20 protein-coding genes are annotated in these 22,159 nt (G+C 44.5%); 8 read left to right on the top strand and 12 right to left on the bottom strand.

Annotated features, from left to right (window positions below; all coding sequences use genetic code 11):
• Positions 1–40 precede the first annotated feature (40 nt).
• Complete coding sequence (sppA, locus tag EO95_RS09355) at positions 41–1,270, bottom strand: signal peptide peptidase SppA (protein ID WP_048134136.1); 1,230 nt, start codon at positions 1,268–1,270, stop codon at positions 41–43.
• A 333-nt stretch (positions 1,271–1,603) separates the two neighbouring features.
• Here sppA and metG point away from each other — a divergent pair, with 333 nt between their 5' ends.
• Positions 1,604–3,739 (top strand): methionine--tRNA ligase, encoded by a 2,136-nt coding sequence (metG, locus tag EO95_RS09350; RefSeq protein ID WP_048134134.1) that lies wholly within the window; start codon positions 1,604–1,606, stop codon positions 3,737–3,739.
• Positions 3,740–3,899: 160 nt separating this feature from the next.
• On the opposite strand, the gene cyaB is transcribed toward metG, so the two are convergent.
• The 5 genes from cyaB to EO95_RS09325 all read right to left on the bottom strand — a co-directional run bounded on the left by cyaB (position 3,900) and on the right by EO95_RS09325 (position 7,949).
• Entirely contained in the window at positions 3,900–4,433 is a 534-nt protein-coding gene (cyaB, locus tag EO95_RS09345) for a class IV adenylate cyclase (protein WP_048134132.1), read from the bottom strand.
• A gap of 90 nt (positions 4,434–4,523) precedes the next feature.
• A complete protein-coding gene (locus EO95_RS09340; RefSeq protein WP_048134130.1) occupies positions 4,524–4,922 on the bottom strand; it encodes a Zn-ribbon domain-containing OB-fold protein in 399 nt (132 codons plus the stop codon).
• Positions 4,923–4,928: 6 nt separating this feature from the next.
• Entirely contained in the window at positions 4,929–6,101 is a 1,173-nt protein-coding gene (locus EO95_RS09335) for a thiolase domain-containing protein (protein ID WP_048134129.1), read from the bottom strand.
• Between the two features lie 15 nt (positions 6,102–6,116).
• On the bottom strand, positions 6,117–7,166 hold the full coding sequence (locus EO95_RS09330; protein ID WP_048134126.1) for a hydroxymethylglutaryl-CoA synthase: 1,050 nt from the start codon (positions 7,164–7,166) through the stop codon (positions 6,117–6,119).
• A gap of 42 nt (positions 7,167–7,208) precedes the next feature.
• A complete protein-coding gene (locus EO95_RS09325; protein WP_048134125.1) occupies positions 7,209–7,949 on the bottom strand; it encodes a helix-turn-helix domain-containing protein in 741 nt (246 codons plus the stop codon).
• A gap of 142 nt (positions 7,950–8,091) precedes the next feature.
• Between EO95_RS09325 and EO95_RS09320 the strand changes: the two genes are divergently transcribed.
• From EO95_RS09320 to EO95_RS09305, 3 genes are all read left to right on the top strand, one after another.
• On the top strand, positions 8,092–8,910 hold the full coding sequence (locus EO95_RS09320) for a Dna2/Cas4 domain-containing protein (RefSeq protein ID WP_235282943.1): 819 nt from the start codon (positions 8,092–8,094) through the stop codon (positions 8,908–8,910).
• 327 nt (positions 8,911–9,237) lie between these two features.
• On the top strand, positions 9,238–10,605 hold the full coding sequence (locus tag EO95_RS09315; RefSeq protein WP_048134123.1) for a YncE family protein: 1,368 nt from the start codon (positions 9,238–9,240) through the stop codon (positions 10,603–10,605).
• Positions 10,606–11,152: 547 nt separating this feature from the next.
• Complete coding sequence (locus tag EO95_RS09305; protein ID WP_048134121.1) at positions 11,153–13,057, top strand: phosphoadenosine phosphosulfate reductase family protein; 1,905 nt, start codon at positions 11,153–11,155, stop codon at positions 13,055–13,057.
• A 13-nt stretch (positions 13,058–13,070) separates the two neighbouring features.
• Here EO95_RS09305 and EO95_RS17600 read toward each other — a convergent pair whose 3' ends face one another.
• The 3 genes from EO95_RS17600 to dinB all read right to left on the bottom strand — a co-directional run bounded on the left by EO95_RS17600 (position 13,071) and on the right by dinB (position 15,589).
• Positions 13,071–13,235, bottom strand: a complete 165-nt coding sequence (locus EO95_RS17600) for a hypothetical protein (RefSeq protein WP_156164029.1) — start codon at positions 13,233–13,235, stop codon at positions 13,071–13,073.
• 409 nt (positions 13,236–13,644) lie between these two features.
• Entirely contained in the window at positions 13,645–13,899 is a 255-nt protein-coding gene (locus tag EO95_RS09300; protein WP_048134120.1) for a protease inhibitor I42 family protein, read from the bottom strand.
• A 592-nt stretch (positions 13,900–14,491) separates the two neighbouring features.
• Complete coding sequence (gene dinB / locus EO95_RS09295; RefSeq protein WP_048134118.1) at positions 14,492–15,589, bottom strand: DNA polymerase IV; 1,098 nt, start codon at positions 15,587–15,589, stop codon at positions 14,492–14,494.
• Positions 15,590–15,856: 267 nt separating this feature from the next.
• On the opposite strand from dinB, the gene EO95_RS09290 reads away from it, so the two are divergent.
• Entirely contained in the window at positions 15,857–16,840 is a 984-nt protein-coding gene (locus EO95_RS09290) for an energy-coupling factor ABC transporter ATP-binding protein (protein ID WP_048134116.1), read from the top strand.
• A gap of 36 nt (positions 16,841–16,876) precedes the next feature.
• The gene (gene cbiQ, locus EO95_RS09285; RefSeq protein ID WP_048134114.1) at positions 16,877–17,683 is read left to right on the top strand and encodes a cobalt ECF transporter T component CbiQ; all 807 of its coding nucleotides are present in this window, start codon (positions 16,877–16,879) and stop codon (positions 17,681–17,683) included.
• A gap of 74 nt (positions 17,684–17,757) precedes the next feature.
• On the opposite strand, the gene EO95_RS09280 is transcribed toward cbiQ, so the two are convergent.
• From EO95_RS09280 to EO95_RS09270, 3 genes are all read right to left on the bottom strand, one after another.
• Entirely contained in the window at positions 17,758–18,579 is an 822-nt protein-coding gene (locus EO95_RS09280) for a nicotianamine synthase family protein (RefSeq protein ID WP_048134112.1), read from the bottom strand.
• Positions 18,572–19,444, bottom strand: coding sequence for a nicotianamine synthase family protein (locus EO95_RS09275; RefSeq protein ID WP_048134111.1), 873 nt, complete (start codon positions 19,442–19,444; stop codon positions 18,572–18,574). Before EO95_RS09275 ends, EO95_RS09280 begins: the two co-directional genes overlap by 8 nt.
• Before the next feature lie 303 nt (positions 19,445–19,747).
• Positions 19,748–20,482, bottom strand: coding sequence for a class I SAM-dependent methyltransferase (locus EO95_RS09270; RefSeq protein WP_394297364.1), 735 nt, complete (start codon positions 20,480–20,482; stop codon positions 19,748–19,750).
• A 683-nt stretch (positions 20,483–21,165) separates the two neighbouring features.
• Between EO95_RS09270 and cbiM the strand changes: the two genes are divergently transcribed.
• Entirely contained in the window at positions 21,166–21,831 is a 666-nt protein-coding gene (gene cbiM, locus EO95_RS09265; protein ID WP_048134106.1) for a cobalt transporter CbiM, read from the top strand.
• A complete protein-coding gene (locus EO95_RS09260; RefSeq protein ID WP_048134103.1) occupies positions 21,828–22,133 on the top strand; it encodes a PDGLE domain-containing protein in 306 nt (101 codons plus the stop codon). The genes cbiM and EO95_RS09260 overlap by 4 nt, the downstream gene beginning before the upstream one ends.
• The last annotated feature ends 26 nt before the right edge of the window (positions 22,134–22,159 follow it).

The following is a 22,159-nucleotide window of genomic DNA, read 5'->3' as shown; positions in this document are numbered from 1 at the left end:
ATGAATAACGGAAAAAAAGGAAATAGAGGGAATCCGATAATTAACTTATACAGGCAAGAATCTTCCCATAAGGGCTTTTCTCAAAGTAATTGACAAGTTGCCTGGTTTCCTCATTGGAATCCCCGGACTCCGAACCGAGAAGTAACCTTGAAATGCTTGCCCTGTTCATATATACAACTCTTGGTTCACCCTGAATGCCTCCAAGTTCCGCAGCTTTATCAATTGCGTCATAGAGGTTTCCAAAGTCGTCCACAAGCCCAAGTTCCTTTGCTCTGGACCCTGTATATACGCGTCCGTCTGCAAGGTCTTTTACTTCACTCCGGCTCATATTTCGCCCTTCTGCAACCTGAGTTACAAAGTTTTCATAACTCTCCATGACAACGGTATCAGCGTATTCTTTTTCGTCGTCCGTAAGCCCTCTCCAGGACCCTCCCATATCTTTGAACTCTCCGGACTTTGAAATGTAATAATCTATACCTTCCTTTTCGTTGAAAGAAGACATATTCTCAAAGACCCAGATAACTCCTATGGATCCCGTACTTGTGGAGGGATTTGCAAATATGTAATCTGCAGGCGCAGAGATATAATATGCAGCGCTGGCCGCAAGATCTCCCATGGAAACAATAACAGGGATGCCCTGTTCCTGAGCTTTCTCGATCTCTATTGCAATCTCCTGGGCGGCTGCAGGAGACCCTCCAGGACTGTTTATCCTGAGCACGATTGCCCTGACGTTTTCATCTGCTACAGCGGTGTGGATGTTTTCAGAAATCTCTTCTGAGGTTGCATAGCCGAACCCTGAGGGAACGTTTCCAGTGAGCATGGAGCCCTGTACATAAATTACCGCTATCTTCTCGGAGGTCCCTATATTTCCTCCAAAACCGAGGCCGTAGAATATAGCAGCCATACTGACCGCAATAACAGTAATCAGAGCCAGTAAGATCACAACATAGGACGTACCGCTGCGTTTCTTTTTATGTACGGAAGGAGAAGAGCCTGAATTCATGCTTAAACTCTCATTTTCAATTATTTTCTTCTCAGGGTCCCGGGGAGGAAGTCCCTGATCATCCGTTTTTGCCGATCCCTGTTTTTCAGGAGCAGAATCGGAATCTGAGGAATTTTCCTTGATGGTAATATCTGAAATATCCTCCTCAGGGATAATAGTCTCTTTTTTATTGAAAGCACTACTTCCCGAAAGGTCGTCTCCGGATGCCTCTTCCGGATTCATGCTTTCTGAATCCGTACCTTCTGAGTTTACATTTTCATCATTCATATCTGACAGGACCGCACTTCCTGGATTTGTTTCTTTAATTTCCGGTCTATGTTTATTTACTGCTGAAAACTCCAGTTAAGGGGACAGGCAAATTCTCCTGGTAGGGGAACTGCCAGAAACATATTTTTCAAAAGCCCGCAAATAAAAGGGTCAATTCAACAGGTCTGAATTGTCAGAGCAACTATTTATGTTTCTCTGCGTTCCACCCCTCTTTTATATATGATTATCAACTATCCCTCAAATAAGTTCCCTTGTACATACAATAAGCGAAATATATTTCAGAATTGCAGTCATCCAGAAGAGATACACTTATAAAAATATATGGAGATAAGAATGTCAAAATCATCCAGTAAACCCGTACTTGTCACCTGTGGCCTACCCTATGCTAACGGCAAGGCACATATCGGGCATCTCCGGACCTATGTGCCCGCTGATATTTTTGCCCGCTCCTTGCGGAAGGAAGGGAGGGAGGTTACCTTTGTTTGCGGTTCGGATACCCATGGAACCCCCATTGTCGTAAACGCCGAGGAGCTTGGGATCACCCCTAAAGAACTTGTAGAGGTCTATCATAAACACTTTGATGAAACTTTCAAGCAGCTTGGAGTTTACTTTGATGCTTTTGGGACAACCGATGACCCTGAAAATCATAACCGGACCCTTAATATTGTAACCAGGCTGATTGAAAAGGGCTATGTGTACCCGAAAATCATCGAAATCGCTTACTGCCCAAAGTGCAACCGCTTCCTTCCTGACCGCTATGTGGAAGGAGCCTGCCCTCACTGCGGAGAAACAGCCAGAGGTGATGAATGTGACCAGGGCTGCGGAAAACACCTTGAGCCTGGGGAGCTTCAGAATCCTGTATGTACTATCTGCGGAGGACCTGCAGAGTACCGCCAGCAGGAACACTTCTTTTTCAAACTTTCCGAGTTTAGCGACTACCTGCTGAATTACCTCTCTAATGACCTGGGAGGCACCACCAATGCTATCAATTACGCACTTGGCTGGGTAAAGCAGGGGCTTACGGACTGGTGTATCACAAGAAACCTTGAATGGGGAGTTAAATTCCCGGGGCATGAAGATCTTGTGGTTTACGTCTGGGTGGATGCCCCCATAGGATACATGGCTTTCACCGAGGAATGGGCTGCAAAGACAGGGGATTCCTGGGAAAAATTCTGGAAAGAGGACGGGGAGATAGTCCACTTCATTGGAGGGGACATTACCTACCACCACTGCATTTTCTGGCCTGCCATGCTTAAAGGTGCAGACTATTCCGTGCCTACAGCTGTTGTAGCATCAGGCATGGTCAAAATAGAAGATAAAAAGTTTTCCAAGACCAGAGGTTATGTGGTCTGGGTAGGGGAAGATTATCTTGACCACGGCTTCCATCCAGACCTCCTCAGGTATTACCTTGCAAGCTACACCTCCCATACTAAGGAACTGAACTTCTCCTGGCGCGTGCTTCAGGAAAAGATCAATACCGAACTGGTGGCTGTATTAGGAAACTTCCTGTACAGGACCATGCTCTTTGCTTTCAAGAACTATGGAGAAGTCCCTGAAGGGAAACTCGAACCTGAAGTAAGCGCAGAAATAGAAAAGGCTCTAAAAGAAATAAAAGCTGCAATGGCTGAGTACGAGTTCAAAAAAGCTGTCGATTCTGCCATGACTCTTGCGTCTTTCGGGAACATTTACTTCCAGTCCCACGAGCCCTGGAAACTTCTTAAAGAAGATCGGGCCGCTTGCGGACAGGTCCTCTACAACTGCCTCCACCTGGCAAAAGCCCTGAGCATTATATTTGAACCCGTGCTCCCGCTGACCATGGAAACAGCCTGGAAAGGACTCGGACAGGAAAGCGATATACATGCCGTGCAGTATGAAGAAGCCCTCGTGCCCCTGAAGGCAGGCACAAAACTTGCAAAGCCTGAGCTCCTCTTTACCAAGCTCGAAGATGACAGGATAGGAGAGATGGACGAGATTGCAAACCAGAGGGTAAAAGCTGCAGATGCAAAGAAAAACGCGGCAAAGGGGGGTGAAAAGGAGCCTGCCAAATCTGATGGAATGGGCCCTGTAGAAGAGGCAAAACCAGCCGAAAAAGCCGGAGATGCAGCAAAAACAGAAGAAACAGAGCAAATAGAAACCCTTCCCCAGATAGATTACGAGGACTTTGCAAAACTTGACATCAGGGTAGGAAAAGTTATCTTTGCTGAACCTGTAAAGAAGTCAAAAAAGCTCCTGCGGGTTGAAGTGGATATAGGAGAGGAAAAGCCAAGACAGCTTGTAGCAGGCCTATCTTCATATTATACTCCTGAAGAACTCACAGGTAAATCCGTAATTGTACTAGCCAACCTGAAACCCGCCAAACTCTGCGGAGTTGAGTCAAACGGCATGATACTTGCAGCCGATGACGGTGGAGCGATTGTAGCAGCTCTGATGCCGGATAAAGATCTAAAGCCCGGCTCCAGAATAAGGTGAAAATTAAGAGTAAATTAAAATCAAAATTAAATCAAAATTTGACAGTTGTTTTCATGTCCGTGCATGATGCGGGCATGAACAACTTATTGAGCCGATCCCAGGGTTCATTTTAGTATCAATAAAAAATAGTCGGGAAAATTATTGAAATTGAACCGGTAAATTAATCATTGCTTTTATCCAGTACCATTTCAAGGTAAGAAGTCCGAATAGAGTCTTTTTCCTCGGCGCCAAACTGTTTTAGCAACTCGAATAATTTTTTCCTTGAAATTTCAAGATCTTTTTCATCTCCAGCTACGATTTCGACTTCCAGGAATTCTCCGAGCCCTTCGACTGCGTCAAGACAGACAGTTATCTCTCCTGCCCTGAAGACTTCCCTTTTTTTGCGGACGATTCCGGCTTCCGAGAATCCAAGGGCACGTAGTATTCCTGTGGTAGTGGCCTCATCCACAGAAGTTTCGAGCTCTTCTCTGGTTTTGGAGACTTTATCGAGTTTGGGACCTTTATAGGTCAGCACGGCTTGACCGTCCAGGGAACGAATCCTGAGCGCCTCGTCAGTTTTTGCAAAATCCCTATAAGGAGCTGCAAAATAAGTATCTGACTGATTCTCTACCCCTATTTTTATTGCCCCTAATTTCTGAAGGATGAAGCGGACCTTTGAATGATCCGCTCTGACCTTTACTTCCACTTCAATCATAGTTTAAAGACATCTCCAATTTGATCCGGGAGGCCCCGGAAAATCCTCACTTTAGAATCATTAACGGAATCCGGAAGAATCCAGATCCGATCATGTATCTGCAGGGACGAATTTGGTGCCGTAGTAGATCATACCGTGCTCGCCGTCTTCCCCGAGCTTCCTGAACACGGATTTAACCCGTGTTCCAATCTGGATTTTTTCAGGGTCTCCAATCACCTGGGAGGTTAGACGGGGCCCTTCATCCAGTTTAATAATTGCAAGGGTATAGGGAGTCTGGTTTTCAAAACCTTCCGCAGGCGTGTGAATCAATGTATAGCTTACGATTTCGCCGGTGCCTTTGAATTTGAATGATTCGAGCTCACCCATGCGCCTGCAGTTTACGCAAACATTGCGCGGGGGATAGAAATATTCCCCACATTCCTTGCAGCGGGTCCCTTCAAGGTTATACCTGCTGCCCAGGTTTCTCCAGAATCTTGGTACAGAAGACATCGAATATCACCTCTCCCTCGAGAAAATGTGTATTACTGCGGTCGCTCCTGACCCTCCTACGTTGTGGGTCATTCCATACTCGGCTCCTGCTACCTGGCGCTTTCCTGCATCCCCGCGAAGCTGGGTTACAATTTCCACAGCCTGCTTTATGCCTGTTGCTCCCACTGGATGTCCGCAGGCTTTCAGGCCGCCGGAGGTGTTGACAGGGATCCTTCCGCCTATCGCAGTTTCCCCATTTGCTGTGACAATTCCGCCTTTCCCTTTTTCTGCAAATCCCAGGTCTTCAATTGCGCAGATCTCAGCAATGGTAAAGCAGTCATGTACCTCGACAAGGTCGATATCTTCAGGTTTCAATTTTGCCATGGAATATGCTCTCTTTGCAGCCATTACGGTTGCGTCCAGGGTTGTGATATCCCTTCTGTCATGCAGGGCAATTGTGTCACTTGCCTGGGCTGTTGCCTTAATGTAAATGGGCGTATCAGTATATTTGTGGGCAACTTCCGCAGGAGCCAGAACAAGTGCAGATGCTCCGTCTGTTATAGGGGAGCAGTCAAAGATATGTAACGGGTCGGCTACCATTATTGAATTCAGTACGTCGTCCACGCTAATTTCATTCTTGTACTGGGCAATGGGGTTAAAACACCCATTTTTGTGGTTTTTTACGGCTACTTCTGCAAGCTGTTCGCTTGTAGTTCCGTACCTGTGCATGTGCAGCTTTGCAATCATTGCATAAAGCCCGGGGAAGGTTGCTCCTGCCATGCCTTCCCATTCCCGGTCAGCAGCTGCTGCAAGAGCTGAAGATGCCTCTTCAGACCCGACATCAGTCATCTTTTCTGCTCCTGCTGCTACTACGATGTCGCTGTAGCCTGAAGCCACAGACATTATAGCCTGGCGCAGGGCAAGCCCTCCGGATGCACAGGCAGCTTCTACTCTGGTAGCCGGGACATGAAGGTTTCTCGAAAGACCGGAATAGTCTGCGATAAGGGCACCTATGTGCTCCTGATCAATAAAGCGGCCTCCACTCATGTTTCCTACATACAGAGCGTCAATCTCTTTTCCACTAACGCCTGCGTCCTGGATTGCTCCGATCCCGGCTTCTACGACGATGTCTCTCAGGGAACGCTCCCAGAGTTCCCCGAATTTTGTATTCTTTATTCCGATAATTGCTACGTCTCTCATGTATTCACCCCGTTTTCAGGCCAGGCGGATTTTACCTTTATGTCTGGCATACTTTGCGTAGTCGATGTATATAGGATCCTTGATAAGTTCGGAAACCGTCGGAGCCAGGTTTCGAATTTCCTCAATCCTGTCAGTAACTGTTATGCTGAATGAATCGGACCCTGCTCCGGACCCGAAGGCGGTTGCAAAAATCCGGTCCCCGGGTTTTGCCTGGTCAAGGGTTGCGGCGATTCCCATAAGGCAGGACCCTGAATATGTATTCCCTATTTTTGGAACTACAAGTCCCGGAGTTATCTGGGCTTTTGTGAACCCCAGCATCTTTGCAGCTTTGGTAGGGAACTTCCCATTTGGCTGGTGGAAGACTGCATAATCATAATCTTCAGGCTTTGTCCCTAGTTTTTTAAGCAGACCTTTTGCGCCGTTTGTTACATGTTTGAAGTACCCCGGCTCTCCTGTAAACCGGCCTCCATGTTCGGGGTAAGGCATTCCTTCCCTTCTCCAGAAGTCAGGAGTATCTGTTGTAAAAGAGTACGTATCTTCAATGATTGCTGCAAGTTCGGATTCTTTTCTCCCGATGAGGCAGGCGACTCCTCCTGCTGCGGCAGTGTACTCAAGGGCATCACTGGGGGCTCCCTGGGAAACGTCTGCTCCTATAGCCATGCCAAGGTCAATCATTCCGGAACCCACCAGTCCCATACATGCCTGAACTGCAGCTGTTCCTGCCTTACATGCAAACTCAAAGTCTGCTGCGGTCATTTCAGGGGTTGCGCTGATAGCCTGAGCTACGATAGTGCTGGTCGGTTTTACAGCGTAGGGATGACTTTCTGAACCTGTATATACCGCCCCAATTCTGGAGGGATCGACGCCGCTTCTTGCTATTGCGTATCTTGCAGCTTCCACTGCGATCGTTGCTGCGTCTTCATCTACATCAGGTACGGATTTTTCGTACACCATGAGGCCATTTTTAAGAGCCTCTGCGTCATCACCCCAGAGCCGGGCGATTTCTTCAATTTTTATACGGTATCTCGGGACGTAAGCACCGTATGATACAATTCCAATAGTCATGTGTTCACCTGTTTTTGAGTGTTTAGGGCATCTTCCAGGGGGTCATTCCCTTGCATAGTATTGACTGTATTTTTTCAGTAACTGTACAATCTGGTCGAGGTCCATTGTAGTTGCGACCAGGGGTACACGGTCTACTTCCGCCATCTTGACTGCAACAGGTTCGACCTCTTCTTTACAGAGCCCGTGAAGCACAACGGCTCCGGGTTTCAGGTTGGTGACTCGGATAGCTACCATGGGGGATTTCCCGGTACTGACCTTCGTAAAGATCATGGCTCTGTCCGTACTCCAGCCGTAGAGCTTCTGGAATTCGTGGGAGGAAAGTTCCAGGACTGCCCGCTGGCTGTCGATGACAGAAAAACCATATAGAGGTCTTTCAGCTCCTTTGTAGACAATCTCGCCTTCAATAAGGTTTACCAGTTTAGCAAGCTGTATCGGGATAGTATACTCGTAGGTTGAGTAGATTGATTTTGAGCCGCATTCGGCGTTAAGTATCGATTCGTAGGTGTGAATCTTTTTGCCTCCCCGCTCTATATCAACTTCAAGCAGGGATTCCACGATCTTCCGGACGATCATTGTCCCTGGAGACTTTCGCCTCCCGCTTTCATAATCACTGATAACAGAGGGAGAAACCTTCAGGTAATTTGCAATATCGGTCTGGGATATCTCAAAGTTTAACCTCCACTTTTTCAGTGACTCTCCGGGTTTTTCTGAGAGTGTGATATCTCCAGCCATTTTTTCTGCCAGGCGGTTGCGCAGATTTTCTGAGGAATCGTTGGATGTCATGACTTACTTAATCTAAGAGGAAACGTTCCCTTATATATTTAACGAATGCGAGTTCGGCAATTGTCGCAGAAGCTTGACTACCGTGTAAGGGCGAGATCTTATCCAAAAAATTTATATCAATTGTAAAAGAAATTCTAATGTGATGCCTGCAGATTCACGGAATCCTGAGATAAGCGTTTCTGATCTTCTCCTATATATCAACTGCCCGCGACGCGTATACTTTGTCAGCCGGGGTTTTGAACTGTTTCCTGAAATAAACGCTTCAAGGCTTGAAAGAATGCTCCTTAAAGAGCTTTCTCTGACTTTTCCTGAAATTGTGAGGGAATGTTCGTTAAACGCCGATAACTTGTGCAAAGAACTTGAAACTGCTTTTCTCCAGGTATGTGAAGATCTCCCTCTTATGTTTCCAACAGAATTCGCATGCATTGAAAAGGAAGTCCTTGAAGAAGGGAAGACGCGGGCAAGAGCTAAAATTCCTGAAATTGCGGCTAACCTTCTCAGAGGACTTGAAGAATTCGGAAAAGATCCTATGCTTGCGGCACTTACTCCTGTTAAAACCGAGCCATTTCTTTCATCGGAAAGGCTTAACCTGAAGGGTGTTCCGTCCAAGCTTGTCTGTTTCGAGGGCATGAATGTCCCCTCTATTCTAAAACCGGGAAACTGCCCTCTACAGGGCGTGTGGGCATCTGACAGGATGCACGCCGCATCACTTGCCCTTCTCCTTGAAGCCGAATCCGGAACAGAGATCCCCTTTGCTTTTGTTGAATACGTAAGTTTTGGCCTGATTCGGAAAGTGGCTATCCGAAGCTCGGACCGCAGGGAGGTATTAAAAATCTGCAGGCGTGTGGAGAAAATAAAAGCTGGATTCATGCCCGAGAAAACGGAAGAAAAGTTCTGTCCGGAATGCACTTTTTCAGAGCACTGTGTTTCAAATTCGTCCCTGATGTCAAAGTTTTTCTAAACCTGGAGTGGACGGAAAAGATTACAGATCAATGAAAAAAGCAAGTTCGTACATTTCTTAAAAACAAAATCTTTCATTTTTTAAGTTTAAAAATGCACTTGCGTTGTGGATGAGTATATAATTTTTCTAGCCAAATCATCAAACTATTCGTCCTATTAAGTAATACTTCTGTAAAAAGTAATCCTAAATTCAACGTCCTTTTTTATTGTTTGATAACCTGGCCGGAAAACTTATAAGGAGTTGGCTAAAAGGAATTGATGGAGTTCAAAAGTATTTTTCCACCTAACCCGAACTCCATAACACACGCCCTAAAAGGCATGATTAGCAATGTCTAATAAAGAACATAGAGAAGATACCTTCACAAGAGCTTTGGGGATAACAGCACTTGCGATTTTAATATTGGTGAGTTTAGCAGGTGCAGCTCCTTTTGCATATGTGACGAGTATAGGTATCGACACTGGCACTGTTTTTGTAATTGACACAGCAACTAACAATCTTACAGCCGTGGTGCCTATAGAAGGCTGGGCTGGAGAAGCCGCAATCAACCCTGCAGGAACAAAGGTATATGTGACAGACATATCCGGATTAAGCACTACTGTTTCTGTAATTGACACAAAGACAAATACTGTTGATGCCGTAGTGGATGTGGGAGGTTATCCTCGGGGGGTTGCAGTTAACCCGAAAGGATCAAGGGTTTATGTGACTCTTCGTTACAGTAGGGTGGATGATGACAGCAACAATATCTCTGTAATTAACACTGTAATTGGTACATCTACAAACACTGTAATGGATCCGGTTAATGTGGGACTGAGTACTTATCACGTTGCATTCACACCTGACGGGAAAAAAATCTATGCTACGAACAGTCGTAACAACACTACTTCTGTAATTGATGAAACTACAAAAAAAGTTACAGCCACTGTGCCTGTAGGAGACTATCCTACTGATATTGCAGTTAGCCCTGATGGAAATAAGGTTTATGTGATTAATTCAGGGAGCAACAATGTTTCTGTAATTGACACAGCTACAAACAATGTTACAGGAACTGTACCTGTAGGGGACAGCCCCGGTGATATCGCAGTCACTCCTGATGGAAAAAAGGCATATGTGACAAACTCCGGTTCCTACAAAGATCCCGGCAACACTGTTTCTGTAATTGATACAACAACAAACACCGTTACAGCTACAGTGTATGTAGGAACTGCTCCGAGGGGGATTGCAGTCACCCCAGATGGAAAAAAGGCATATGTAGCGATCTCCGACAGCCACTCCAGCGACTACAAGGATAACGTCTCTGTAATTGATACAGTCACAGACACTGTTACAGCGACTGTGAATACAGGGAAATATACTATGAACTATCCTGTTGGAGTTGTCATTGGACCTTTTAGAAGTTCTGATATGACTGATCAAAGCATAAAGGCAACCTACAATGAAACTGACCAGAGTACAATGGCGAATTTAAACGCAACTGAAGATATAGGAGTTGAAGAAACTAACTTATCATCGTCTGAAGACAAAAGTGCTGTTGAACTCAATAATTCAAACAATAATACTGATACTAATAATTCTGAATCTGATAATGGTAGTAGCTCAGGTGAAAATGAATCGAGCAAAAATAACGCTACTCCGGGCTTCGGATTATTGGGGAGCTTGACCTGTATTTATGGAGGATGGATACTCCGGAAAAAGTAATGACGGCCCTGGATAACCGGATCGCTGGCAATTGGTAATCTGTAGCCTGTTGGATCTGGCAAATGAAGCATAGAAACCTGATGTATCGAAGCTTCACGTATTTTAGGGAGTTTACATGAATGCAAAATCAGCTAACATAATATCACGTATATTAGCACTGATAGCTCTTATTATAGCACTATATAATGCATATCTTGGATGGTTAGACAAATCAAAAGACTCTTACCTATTTCTTGTATTGATATTTGTTATGCTATCGGTACTTGCCGCAGAATATTCTAAAAAACAAAATCGCTAAGATTCGGGCTTAAAATTTATACTATTCCTGCAATTGGATAATGGGCAAGGTTAACTTTTGAATCGAAAAGTAAGTTTTTCCGAAATTATGGTCTAAATTCACATTTTAAACATTGAGTAGTTTTATGCTGCTGTTTTCCAGTTCAAATGCGTAAGTCCTATCCCGGTTGTAAAATCAATTTGATTTTTAGACCGGTTCTTAGGAAAAGCCAAAGCCTTTTAAAGGTGAACCTCGCTCAATCTGCATGACATGTCCAAACCAGTATACCTTGGCAAAATGCTCCTGCACTGGTGCGATGCCTGCAATGTGCCTGTGCTCGGAAAACAGTGTGGTTGCGGCAATAGAGCAAAAAAAGTTGAGGTCACTCCTCCCGGCGATATTCGTCCGGCTTTTGATTATGATATAAAACGCATAAATTCCGTTTCTGAAAAACAGTTCAATGCCTCCCTTATCCCCGAAGGTCACCTTGTGGTGCTTAACAAAGCCCCTTATGAAGACCGGATGGATGAAATTATAGTGGACGGGGAAGTCCTTGCATCTATCAGGTTTGAAATCGAAAACTGCACATGGGTCCTGCTCCCCAGGCTTGAGGGAGCACGGCGGCTTTTTCAGGGCAGGGACAGGAAAGAGCTTAAAAAATGGGTTGTTATCGAGCCGGAAATTATGCCCTTTATCCTGAAAAAAGGGGCAAGTATTCTTGCTCCCGGAGTCCTTGATGCAGACCCGGAAATCGAAAAAGAGGACGAGGTTGTTGTTCTCCTTCCTTCAGGAGAGGTAGTTTGCTGCGGGAGAGCCCGGCTGACAGGCAGGGAAATGATTGAAGAAAAGCGCGGGAATGCGGTAAAGCCGCGCTGGAGTGCAGAACCCGTGGCTGCAAAAATCCTCCCCCCGGAAAAGAGCTGGGATGATGCCGTAAAAGCTAATGAGAAAATTCTTGACTCAATGATAGAGACGGCTCATTCTTTCATAAGAAACGTTTCCGGAAGTATGGACCTGAAAGTCAGCGTATCCTATTCCGGGGGCAAGGACAGCCTTGCAGTGCTGCAGCTTGTGGATGAAACTCTGGACGATTATGAATTGATGTTTGCAGATACAGGGATTGAGTTTCCGGAAACCCTTGAAAACGTCCGAAAGGTTTCCGAATATTATGGAAAAACCCTCCGTACAGCGAATTCAGGAGATTCTTTCTGGGAGTCTATTGGAGTTTTCGGGCCTCCTACAATGGATACGCGCTGGTGCTGCAAGATCTGCAAACTGGGGCCCATTACCAGGGTTATTGACGAAAACTATGAGGGAGGTTGCCTGAGTTTCATAGGCCAGCGCCAGTACGAATCCCATGCTCGCTCCATCAGTAATAAGGTCTGGAAAAATCCCTGGGTTGGAAATCAGGTCGGAGCGTCTCCCATACAGGAATGGACAGCTCTGCATGTCTGGCTTTATCTTTTCAGGACAAAAGCTCCCTATAATCCGGCTTATGAGAAAGGGTATGACCGAATGGGATGCTGGCTCTGCCCCTCCTCCTCACTATCCGACTTTTTCCAGCTTAAGGAAAGCCATCCCGAACTTGCACAAAAACTCAACTCCCACCTCCTGGCCTACGCAGAACGGATGGGGCTTTCCCCCGAATGGGTAAAATACGGCTTATGGCGCTACAAACGCTATCCAAAAGTCCTGCAGGAGCTTGCGGATAGAAAGGGAATTTCCCTGCTCCCTACTCAGGAAGCTCCCGGAGAGCTCCATTTTGAAGTTGCCACAGGATACAGGCCCTGCAAAGCAGGAGGGATTTCTGCGGATGGAAGTTTCGGACAGGCGATCGATATCGAAACTCTTAAAGAAAGCGGAATGCTTAACCCGGTAGGGAAAGTTTCCTTCATAGAAGGGGCTGCCTCTGTTGCCCTGGGGGAATCCAGAGCTCAGGTCTTTGCTTCAGGAAATGTAAACGGAAGAAGTGAAAACGAAAAAACACTGAAAAAGCTCATGCGAATGGTCGAGTTCTCGGTAAGAAGGGCTATTCTCTGCCAGGGCTGTGGAGTCTGTGTAGGACACTGTGAGCACAGCGCGATTGAAATGAAAGAAAAGAGAGCCTGGATCAAGGAGAGCTGCACTCACTGCGGAGCCTGTATAGAGGTCTGCCCGCTTGTGAAATTCATGTAAGTATTATCCAGTGTTAAATGTTCAGGTTGTCCATAGTTAATCTCTTGACATTATTCCGGGCAGCCTGACCGACATCTCCTATTTTTTCCTGTCCTGTACCTGTGCGGCTGGTTTCGTTTTTCTCTTCTGCATTGTGCAGAGCCGTAGCTGGCTCGCCATCCAGAGAACAAACGATCATGAGGGGGCTGCACTGTTGTTAAAGAGGCCTGATCTCAAAATTCCTTCGCTAACCTCAACTAAGAGATGAACCCTGGAAAACACTACAGAAGGACAGGGAAAAGCTACCAGTATTTTTTAATTAGTCCTCTTGAACAAAACTAACTGCTAAAACCCATAAATTAGACATGTTTGTCCTCTTGAGCGAAGTGAAAAGGACTGCGGGCTGTTGCGATTACATTGCAACTCCCCGGAAATCTCCGATTTCCTGTGATCCCGACTCGCAATTCGGGAAGCGCAACTAGGGTGGCACAACCAGGGGAAAAAGCAGAAAAAAAGTAAAGTGAGCCCACGGCAAGGCAGGGCGGATGGACTTAAACCAGAGAAGGTTACCTTGCCAGGGCTCCAGGTCCCGTGACCTGTAAGAAGTATTATTCGGCATCAATATTGATCTCAAAGCAACTTGCTATCTGGTTACCCCTCCGGTATGTGCCTGTTATCTTTTGACTTCCCTGGCAAGTTACCTGAATATCCCATACACGGTATCCCCCGCTGCCAGTCTCTTCTTCATCTTCAGGGACAAACCTGTCCCTCATTATCTGTAGGCCGTTACTGGTTGCGATATCCCAGCTGAAGCCGCTGACTGGATTTTCCGGAAACTGGATTGTAAACGGTTTTTTAATCATATTGTCCCTCTCCTAACCGTCCTTATGCAGCCGTCCTTCCTTTCCCACTTTTAATATTTTTCGCCATTTTTTGTGAATTTCAGCTAAAGTGCCGTTTTGAAGAAACCCACATGCAGAGGTGATCTTCATAAAAAATAGCCTCTTTCAAAAAATGGGGTAGGAATTCAGGTTATGGAAGCAATTTCAAAATGTTATCCTTATTATTATTGCATTTCTTGTTTGATAAATTTTATGAAAAAATTCTCTCCCGGGTTAACAATAAAGTGGTAATCACAATAAAATAATTCCAACTAAGGCAATGGTCATTTATATACTGGTGATGTATATAAATTATGTAGGTAGATAAAATCCTGTACATCTATAATAGAGTAAACATAACTCTCATAGAGTAAACATAACTCTCATAGAGAAACATAACTCTCATAGAGAAACATAACTCTCATAGAGTAAACATAACTCTCATAGAGAAACATAACTCTCATAGAGTAAACATAACTCTCCTAACCTGTATAAACGACCAGGCAAACATAAAATCTAAACATACACAAACAGTAAGGTAGACATACTCCCAAACACCTGCACAACACAGGAGTCAATAATCAAAAAGGCTTTTCTGACCCTTTCTTTTCTGGAGCCCTTCTACTTTTATCCCCACGCGCCGGAGTTCAGTCCTGTTTTCCGAAAGGAATCCGCCCAGGATTTCCCGGGATACTTCAAGAAGTATTTCCTTTGAAGAGACTGCATGGTTGAGTGTGTGACTCCTGGTGTACATCCTGAAATTCGAGTTTATGGCTGTAACGGTTACAACCCTGAAGGAGAGTTCCCTTGAGTCCAGTTTTTCAATAACGTCTCCTGCTAGCCTATCCAACAACGGAAAGATCAGTTCCGGGTCCAGAGTATCCTCAGACAGGGTTGCAATCCTTCCGATCTGCTCTGAGCCGTCCCTTTCCTTAAGGGGGGAGTCATCAATTCCTGCAGCAGCTTGTTTAAGCCACGTACCCCGGGATTTTCCAAAGGTGGAAATAAGTTTGATAACATCATACTCTGCAAGGTCCTTTACTGTAACTATGCCCATTTCCTGCAATTTTCTTGCAGTTATATCTCCGATTCCCCAGAGTTTGGACACCTTCAGCGGCCAGAGAAAAGCTTCCAGATCCTGCGGACTCGCGACCGTAATTCCATCAGGTTTTTTTGCGGAGGAAGCCATCTTGGCAATAAGCTTATTTGGTCCGATTCCTATAGAGCAGGTCAGGTTCTCCTTTTCTTTGATTTCCTTTTTAATCTGCATCCCGATCTCAAAAGCAAGGTTAAAGTCTCCCCCCGTCCTGTCGGTAATATCAAGGAAAGCCTCATCAATACTTATCTGTTCAAAGGAATCCCCGTTTTCTCCGGGGTCTGCATAGTTGCGGAGAATTTCCATGATCCTGTCTGAAACTGAAGTGTAAAACTCCTTCCTTACAGGCAGGAAAACGGCTTCGGGATTGAGTTTCTTAGCCCTTGAACAGGGCATCCCTGATCGGACTCCAAACTCTCGTGCAATGTAATTACATGTGCTTACAGATCCGCTGAGTTCGCTTCGCCCGGAGAGCATGCAGACTACAACTGCTTTTCCGCGGAGTTCCGGCTTTTCCCGCTCCTCAATGGCTGCATAAAAATAGTCCATGTCTATGTGAAGAATGACCCGCTGCATCACAGTAAAAGATGCGGGGAAGATTTGTATAATTATCTCTCAAGCTTTGAAACAGGAAATCTGACAATGGAGCACAAACTTAGAATAAATCTAAAAAATAAAGCACAAGCAACAAAATGAAATCAGGAATAATTTACATAAAATCGAAAAAATATAAAATAAAAACCATAACACATAAAAAAGATAACTTCATTAGATGTAACACGATTTTTGAAAAAATTATTTTTCAGCAGTTAAACACGATCTTCATACAGGACGTTTTCAAGTATGAGTATATCGAAGCTCCCACACACCTCAGAAGAAGCAACATCTATCCCGAAAGAAATCGCAGGCCGGAGGAATCTTAATACAGGGGTCAGCTCCGAAAAAGCAGACCGGACCTCTGAAATAAGTGGTATTCCTATCCTTGAAGTCAAAGACCTCTGTCATAGATATCCTCATCTTGATTCAAACGCCCTTGATAATATCAACCTGAAAGTCTTCAAAGGGGAAAGGGTTGCAGTGCTTGGGGCTAATGGGGCAGGAAAATCAACTCTTTTTAAGCACCTCAATGGGATCCTTCGTCCTCTTTCCGGAGAAGTTCTGGTAAAAGGAGAAACTGTTACTAAAAAAAATGTCCGTATGTGCAGGGAGGCAGTGGGGATAGTTTTTCAGGACCCCGATGACCAGGTGCTTGCTCCAAGTGTTGAAGAAGATATAGCTTTTGGGCCTATAAATATGGGTCTGTCCAGAGAAGAGGTAGAAACCAGAGTTAAAGAAGCCCTTGAAATGGTGGGCCTTACAGGTTTTGAAGAGAGAGCTCCGCACCATCTGAGCGGAGGGCAGAAGAAACTTGTGGCAATTGCAGGCATCCTTGCCATGCGTCCGGAAGTTATTGTGCTTGACGAACCCACAGCAGGGCTTGATCCTTTGAGTTCAGCCCGCATCCTGGAACTCATCATGAAAATGAACCGGGAACTTGGAATTACCCTGCTTCTTTCAACCCATGATGTGGATGTTGTCCCTTATTTTGCTGAAAGGGTATTTGTGCTTCATCATGGGAGACTTGAGGCTGACGGAAGTCCGGAGGGGATATTCAATGACCCCGAACTCCTGAAGAAAGCTCACCTTAGACTTCCGAGAGTGGCTGAAGTATTCGAAATGCTCCGGCAAGAAGGACTCGATGTAAACATACAGATAACAGCCGAAGCGGCCAGAGATGAAATACTGCGGCTCATAAACTCTGGACAGCAAAAATCGGGGAATGAGTGAAAGCCGGAAAGAAGGCTCCTGACAGGAGATTATATAATGGTAACTCTCACGGATATCGAACGCGAATCATATAAAAACAGTCCCATACACAGGCTTGACCCCCGGGTCAAATTACTCTTTGCGCTCGCGATAATCATTTATGTAGTTAGTCTGCCCCGGATTCACGAAAAAAATATGATTCACCTTTTTGCCATAGAAGTTTATTTGCTGCTTCTTGTGCTTGTTTCCGGGCTGGATTTAAGATATTTTTTCCTTCGCATTGTTGCGATTTTACCTTTCGGACTCGGAATTGCCCTTATCCAGCCTTTCCTGAGACCTTCCTTCATTGAAAATTATACTCTTTACCCAGTTGACCTGCCTTTAGGGCTAAGTATAACATACGAGGGACTTGCTTTTGGGAGTACATTGCTTGCGAAATTTCTGGTCTGCATAACAGCCATCGTCCTGCTATCTTCCACTACACGGCTGAGAGACATGGTTTCAGCAGCAGATAGGATGGGCATTCCAAGGGAATTTACTTTGCTCCTGAGCATGATGGTGCGTTATCTCTTTCTGTTCTGGGCCGTCCTCAAAAGGATAAGAATCGCACAGCAGACCCGGCTCTTTGATATCTGGAACAAAGATGTGCCGAGGAGATGGGCCATCGAGCAGGTAGGAAACAGTATGAGCGCAATTTTCATACGCTCCTACGAGCAGGGAGAAAGGACCTATATCAGTATGCTTTGCAGAGGCTATGGAAGAGGGTATGAAAAAGCATATTATCGGACAAAAATAAGGATTCCGGATATCTTTTTTTTGCTCCTGAGCGCATGTTGCATATTATATATCCATCTTTATATCTGAAAGATCTGCTGCCTGAAAAGAGGCTAGAGTTGTATCGTTTTTGAAACTCGTTTTCTGCAGATCTCCAGAGGTTTTCATCTTTTTTTCAGAAATACAACCGTATTATTAACTGGAGGTTCCGGCTGAACCCTGAGATATTCTTCAAATCCTGAAGGCAGCTCAAAGAGGGAACTATCGTCCAGAACTCTCCGAAGACCTTTTTCGTAGAGGCGGTAGGAGACTTTGCTCCCCTCAGGAATGACTTTTGCAAGGTGTTCGAATACCTCCTTTTTGGGTTCAGCCTGGGCAGCGACCATGTAAAGGTCACAGCTGATTTTAAGGGGCAGGATGAAGTGGTTTCCTTCTATTATCTTGATGCTTTCGGAAAGACCGAGGCGGGCAATTACCTCTCGGGAGAGGCTTGCCCTTTTTCCATCCTGCTCAATTCCTATTCCGGAAAGGCCGTATTCGCTGCAGAGCACTATCAGACTCAGGGGGAGAGGGCCGCTGCCAAGAAAAAGAACACAGTCTTTGGGTTCCAGGTCGGAACCTGTATATTCGGTCCTGGCAAGCTGCAGGTAGTTCGGGTAAAATGTAAAATTCCGGAGAGTTTTCCACGGATTCGAGCTTTCAAGAAGGCTTTTTGCTTTTTCAATCTCAAGTTTCAGGTTATATAAAAACCGAAAGCGAGAGATCGCATCCATTAGATAATTAAAATCCGGGCTTTTAAGGATTGCATCAGTAGACTTTTCATCTACATTTAGGGCTGCAAGTTCATCCAACCTTATAAATATGGAATGCAGTTCTTCAGAGGAGCTTTCCAGAATCTCTTCCTCTCCAAGATCATTTACCATAACCGAAATCTGCCTAAGTTCGGCAATTAAGGGTGCGGTATCGATTTTCGGGATGTTATTCACACTCCATGAAGACCAGGGTGTTGTTTACCTTGCCAGAAGGGTAGATTTCAGTTATTTTTCGAAAACCCGTGGTCTGGTCCGGTTGGACTGGCCAGTAGAGCAACTGCCTCATTCCGCTATAGTTACGGTAGCACACCGAGGTTGGATTTTCAGGTTCCGACTTTCGATTTTTTATAATCGAATGGAGGTTCCTAAAGATGCGCTGTTTGGGTTCAGCGAGCCCTGCTACAAGCACAGAGTCCCAGTCGAGTTCTGCAAGTATATTTTCATCTCCCTCGACAATACTGATTTCTTTTTCGAGGCCAAAGTGCTTTACACAACTTTTTGCCAGTACCACTGCTTCGGGATCCTTATCTACGCCGATGCAGCGGATGCCGTATAGTTTACTAAAAATTAGCAGGGTAACAGGAAGGGGGCCGCAGCCTATAAAAGCCAGCACTTCAATTTTGGGGGAATTCTGGACATGGGTTTTAATCATATCTTCGTATCTGGAATACAGGGGAAAAGACTCCAGCATTTCCCAGGGTTCTTTGCAGTCCAGAATTTTTCGTGCAAGATGGGTCTCGTGCAGGCTGAAAAAATGGGTGTAACTGGTGTAGACAGCGGGAAGTAAGGATCTGATCAACGGGTCCCTGAGTAAGGCCTGACAGAGATCTTCAGCAACATCCCGATGCCCAAGTTCATCCAGTTCGGAGAAGATTTCATAAAGGTCGGAAAGATTCGCCTCTGCCTTTGTACTTAAATCCAGATCTTTAATATTGCTGTAAAAATGCAATATGTGAGACCTTATGTCGTATAATTGCGGCTCATATTCCTGAAATTTGAATGGAAAATTGTTGTCTTCAGCACTCAGTAAGCTGTTCATGAGATTAGATCCCTCGTTATTCCTCAACAATGAATTACAAAAAATATAATATGTACATATTTTATAGGCAGTTTTCAAGATCCACATATAAAGTTTTGCATATTTTTCGACAAGTAAGTATGATAAAAAGTTTTGTTGTATTATGTAAAAAATATGGGGAAAAATGTAAGAGATCTTAATAAAACTCATAAATATAATAAGAAAATACAAAAAAATAGATTGTTAACGGAGTGATAATAAAAATGTGGGGGCATTTTAGGGAAAGTTTTGACTAAAAAATGCCGGGGTCAGAGAGGCTTAACCTCACTTTTTCTGCCCTGATATCAAAAAAATGGAGTTATCCCCCAGAAGCCTCTGCGAGAATGAGTGCCTATTTTTTTGAAACTCCTGGACCTCCCGGAGAGGATTGATTGCAGTGTTCACAAATCCGGTTTCAGAAAAGAGAAGGGAAGCATTCTCCGGACTCATTTTTTCATAGAGGGGAAGGGAATTCCTTATTGGACCGTAACAGTCCTTGAAAATCAGATTGTACTGGTTCTTTTTTACAAACCTTGCAGCAAACTCGGAAAGCCTTCTTTTGATACATTTGTCTGGTCGGGGATCAAACCAGTTGCCATCGATGGCAAAAATCATGCCTTCCGGTTTAAGGACTCTTTTCCATTCGCGAATTGCACAGGAAGGCTCCGGGAGGGTCCAGAGCAGGTATTTACTCACAACCAGGTCAAAATGACCGTCCTCAAAAGGCAGATTTTCCGCGTCTCCGTGGAATAAATCAATTTCAAGACCCATATTATCTGAATTATTCCTTGCTTTCTCTAACATGCCTGCGGAAATGTCTATGCCTGTTACCTCATGCCCCATCTCGGCAAAAAGGAGTGCGAGAAAACCAGTGCCTGTTCCCACATCCAGTACTTTTAAACGCTTGCCGGAATCCAGGGAATTTTCAAATATTTGTTTCCAGACAGTGCGTTCTTCTTCATCAAAGCCATTTACCCCATTTTTGTAAGTGGAAGACCTGAAATTCCAGTAATTGGCAATAACTTTCTTGCAGTCTATAAATACTCCTCCATATTATACAAATCTGGCAATATACCAATGTACTTTTTTTTCACAACAAATATTACTAAAACTTTAAATCGAATGAGTATATATTACTTAATGGCATAAAAAGGCAACTATGCAAAAATCAAAAATACATTGAAAAATGGGGGCTATGTAAATTAACACCAACTTTTTTTCTGCGAATATATATTCGACTTGGTGGGTAATATGGGAATATTTAATCTGATTTAAAAATAAAAACACAGGTCCTGAAGATGACTTCCCTAAATAATTGTCTAAAAAAATAATACCAAAATGTATATATGTAATACTGAATTATCTAAGATATAGGAAAATCTTTAAAGAATTTGTTCCAAAATGAATGACAGTAACAGTAGTAATAGATTAATAAACTGATCTTTATTCACATTATAAAATTCTACAAATTTTGTTTTATGGGATTTTTATCCTCATCTGAAAAATATTCTTAAAAATATTTTTTGGATGTACGCCGTGAACAAGGAGGAGCCTTTGTAATCTCTTCTGAGTTTTTGATCTATTACGGTCACAAGATACTGAAAACAAATCTAAATTTTGATGATTCCAGAATATATTAAAAAGTCTCTAAAAAGTCTCAAGTGGGTAAATTAAAATTTAAATATAGAAAGAGGAAATGAAATATGCATATACCTGATTCGTTTATACCTTTAAGCCAGGCAGTTATTTACTGGGTTATTGCCCTTCCTTTCATTATAATGTCTATGAGATGGGCACGAAAAGAGCTTGACGAGATGAAAGTACCGATTCTCGCTGCCCTTGCAGCAGGAATCTTTGCTATCCAGGCAATGAATATTCCTATAGGGATGGGGACTAGCGGACACATGGTCGGGGCAGCCCTTGTGGCAATTGTTTTCGGAAGCCCCTGGGCAGGAGTTCTCGTTCTAACGCTTGTGCTGCTCGTGCAGGGTTTTGCCTTTGGTGACGGTGGGATCACCACAATGGGTGCAAACATCCTGAATATGGGCGTTGTTTCCGGGTTTGTTGGGTATTATACTTATGCTGCCCTTCGCAAGAGTGTGGGCACAAGTGTCGCAGCTTTCGGGGGCGCCTGGCTCGGGCTCTTTATCTCTGCAATGGTCTGTGCTGTTCAGATGTGGCTTGCGGGCACCTTCCCCCTGGATACGGGACTTATGGCAATGGGTACCTATCACCTGATAATTGGTTTTATTGGTGAGGGACTGATCACTGCAGTTGTAATCACCGCGATTGCAAAATCCCGCCCTGATCTCCTTGAGGATAGTTTCACTGTCAAATCGGATAAGTCTAAGAAGGAGGTTCACGCATGAGCGGAAACTCTAACCTGAAATTCTTTTATGCTGGAATTGCAATTGCGCTTCTGCTTTCGGTTCTGGCTCCCTTCCTCGCATCTCCAGACCCCGATGGGCTTGAAAGTGCAGCAGGTGGCATTATTGAAGAATCAAAGATGTCTCAACTTGAAGAAATGGAACCTGCAGTAAGTTCTCCAATGCCTGACTATTCAATTGAAGGTATGGGCAAAAGTGGAGAAGTTATGGCGATTGCCATAGGGACTATAGCGGTACTGGCAATCAGTTTCGGGTTTGGAAAAGTGTTCAATAGAAAGGCCTGAGCAAAAAATCGTTATCCTTTTTGAAA

The organism is Methanosarcina sp. 1.H.T.1A.1 (genome assembly GCF_000979295.1).
Classification (GTDB): Archaea; Halobacteriota; Methanosarcinia; order Methanosarcinales; family Methanosarcinaceae; genus Methanosarcina.
The sequence above is the reverse complement of the archived record's forward strand: the minus strand, read 5'-3'. Positions and strand labels throughout refer to the sequence as shown.

What these genes read in the sequence shown, in the direction of transcription:
- EO95_RS09275 (WP_048134111.1), bottom strand. Translation starts at nt 19,444, where the DNA reads ATGAACAGCTTACTGAGTGCTGAAGACAACAATTTTCCATTCAAATTT.
- cbiM (WP_048134106.1), top strand. Translation starts at nt 21,166, where the DNA reads ATGCATATACCTGATTCGTTTATACCTTTAAGCCAGGCAGTTATTTAC.
- cyaB (WP_048134132.1), bottom strand. Translation starts at nt 4,433, where the DNA reads ATGATTGAAGTGGAAGTAAAGGTCAGAGCGGATCATTCAAAGGTCCGC.
- EO95_RS09305 (WP_048134121.1), top strand. Translation starts at nt 11,153, where the DNA reads ATGTCCAAACCAGTATACCTTGGCAAAATGCTCCTGCACTGGTGCGAT.
- EO95_RS09290 (WP_048134116.1), top strand. Translation starts at nt 15,857, where the DNA reads ATGAGTATATCGAAGCTCCCACACACCTCAGAAGAAGCAACATCTATC.
- EO95_RS09330 (WP_048134126.1), bottom strand. Translation starts at nt 7,166, where the DNA reads ATGACTATTGGAATTGTATCATACGGTGCTTACGTCCCGAGATACCGT.
- EO95_RS09315 (WP_048134123.1), top strand. Translation starts at nt 9,238, where the DNA reads ATGTCTAATAAAGAACATAGAGAAGATACCTTCACAAGAGCTTTGGGG.
- EO95_RS09335 (WP_048134129.1), bottom strand. Translation starts at nt 6,101, where the DNA reads ATGAGAGACGTAGCAATTATCGGAATAAAGAATACAAAATTCGGGGAA.
- EO95_RS17600 (WP_156164029.1), bottom strand. Translation starts at nt 13,235, where the DNA reads ATGATCGTTTGTTCTCTGGATGGCGAGCCAGCTACGGCTCTGCACAAT.
- dinB (WP_048134118.1), bottom strand. Translation starts at nt 15,589, where the DNA reads ATGCAGCGGGTCATTCTTCACATAGACATGGACTATTTTTATGCAGCC.
- metG (WP_048134134.1), top strand. Translation starts at nt 1,604, where the DNA reads ATGTCAAAATCATCCAGTAAACCCGTACTTGTCACCTGTGGCCTACCC.
- EO95_RS09260 (WP_048134103.1), top strand. Translation starts at nt 21,828, where the DNA reads ATGAGCGGAAACTCTAACCTGAAATTCTTTTATGCTGGAATTGCAATT.
- EO95_RS09325 (WP_048134125.1), bottom strand. Translation starts at nt 7,949, where the DNA reads ATGACATCCAACGATTCCTCAGAAAATCTGCGCAACCGCCTGGCAGAA.
- EO95_RS09300 (WP_048134120.1), bottom strand. Translation starts at nt 13,899, where the DNA reads ATGATTAAAAAACCGTTTACAATCCAGTTTCCGGAAAATCCAGTCAGC.
- sppA (WP_048134136.1), bottom strand. Translation starts at nt 1,270, where the DNA reads ATGAATGATGAAAATGTAAACTCAGAAGGTACGGATTCAGAAAGCATG.
- EO95_RS09340 (WP_048134130.1), bottom strand. Translation starts at nt 4,922, where the DNA reads ATGTCTTCTGTACCAAGATTCTGGAGAAACCTGGGCAGCAGGTATAAC.
- cbiQ (WP_048134114.1), top strand. Translation starts at nt 16,877, where the DNA reads ATGGTAACTCTCACGGATATCGAACGCGAATCATATAAAAACAGTCCC.
- EO95_RS09320 (WP_235282943.1), top strand. Translation starts at nt 8,092, where the DNA reads ATGCCTGCAGATTCACGGAATCCTGAGATAAGCGTTTCTGATCTTCTC.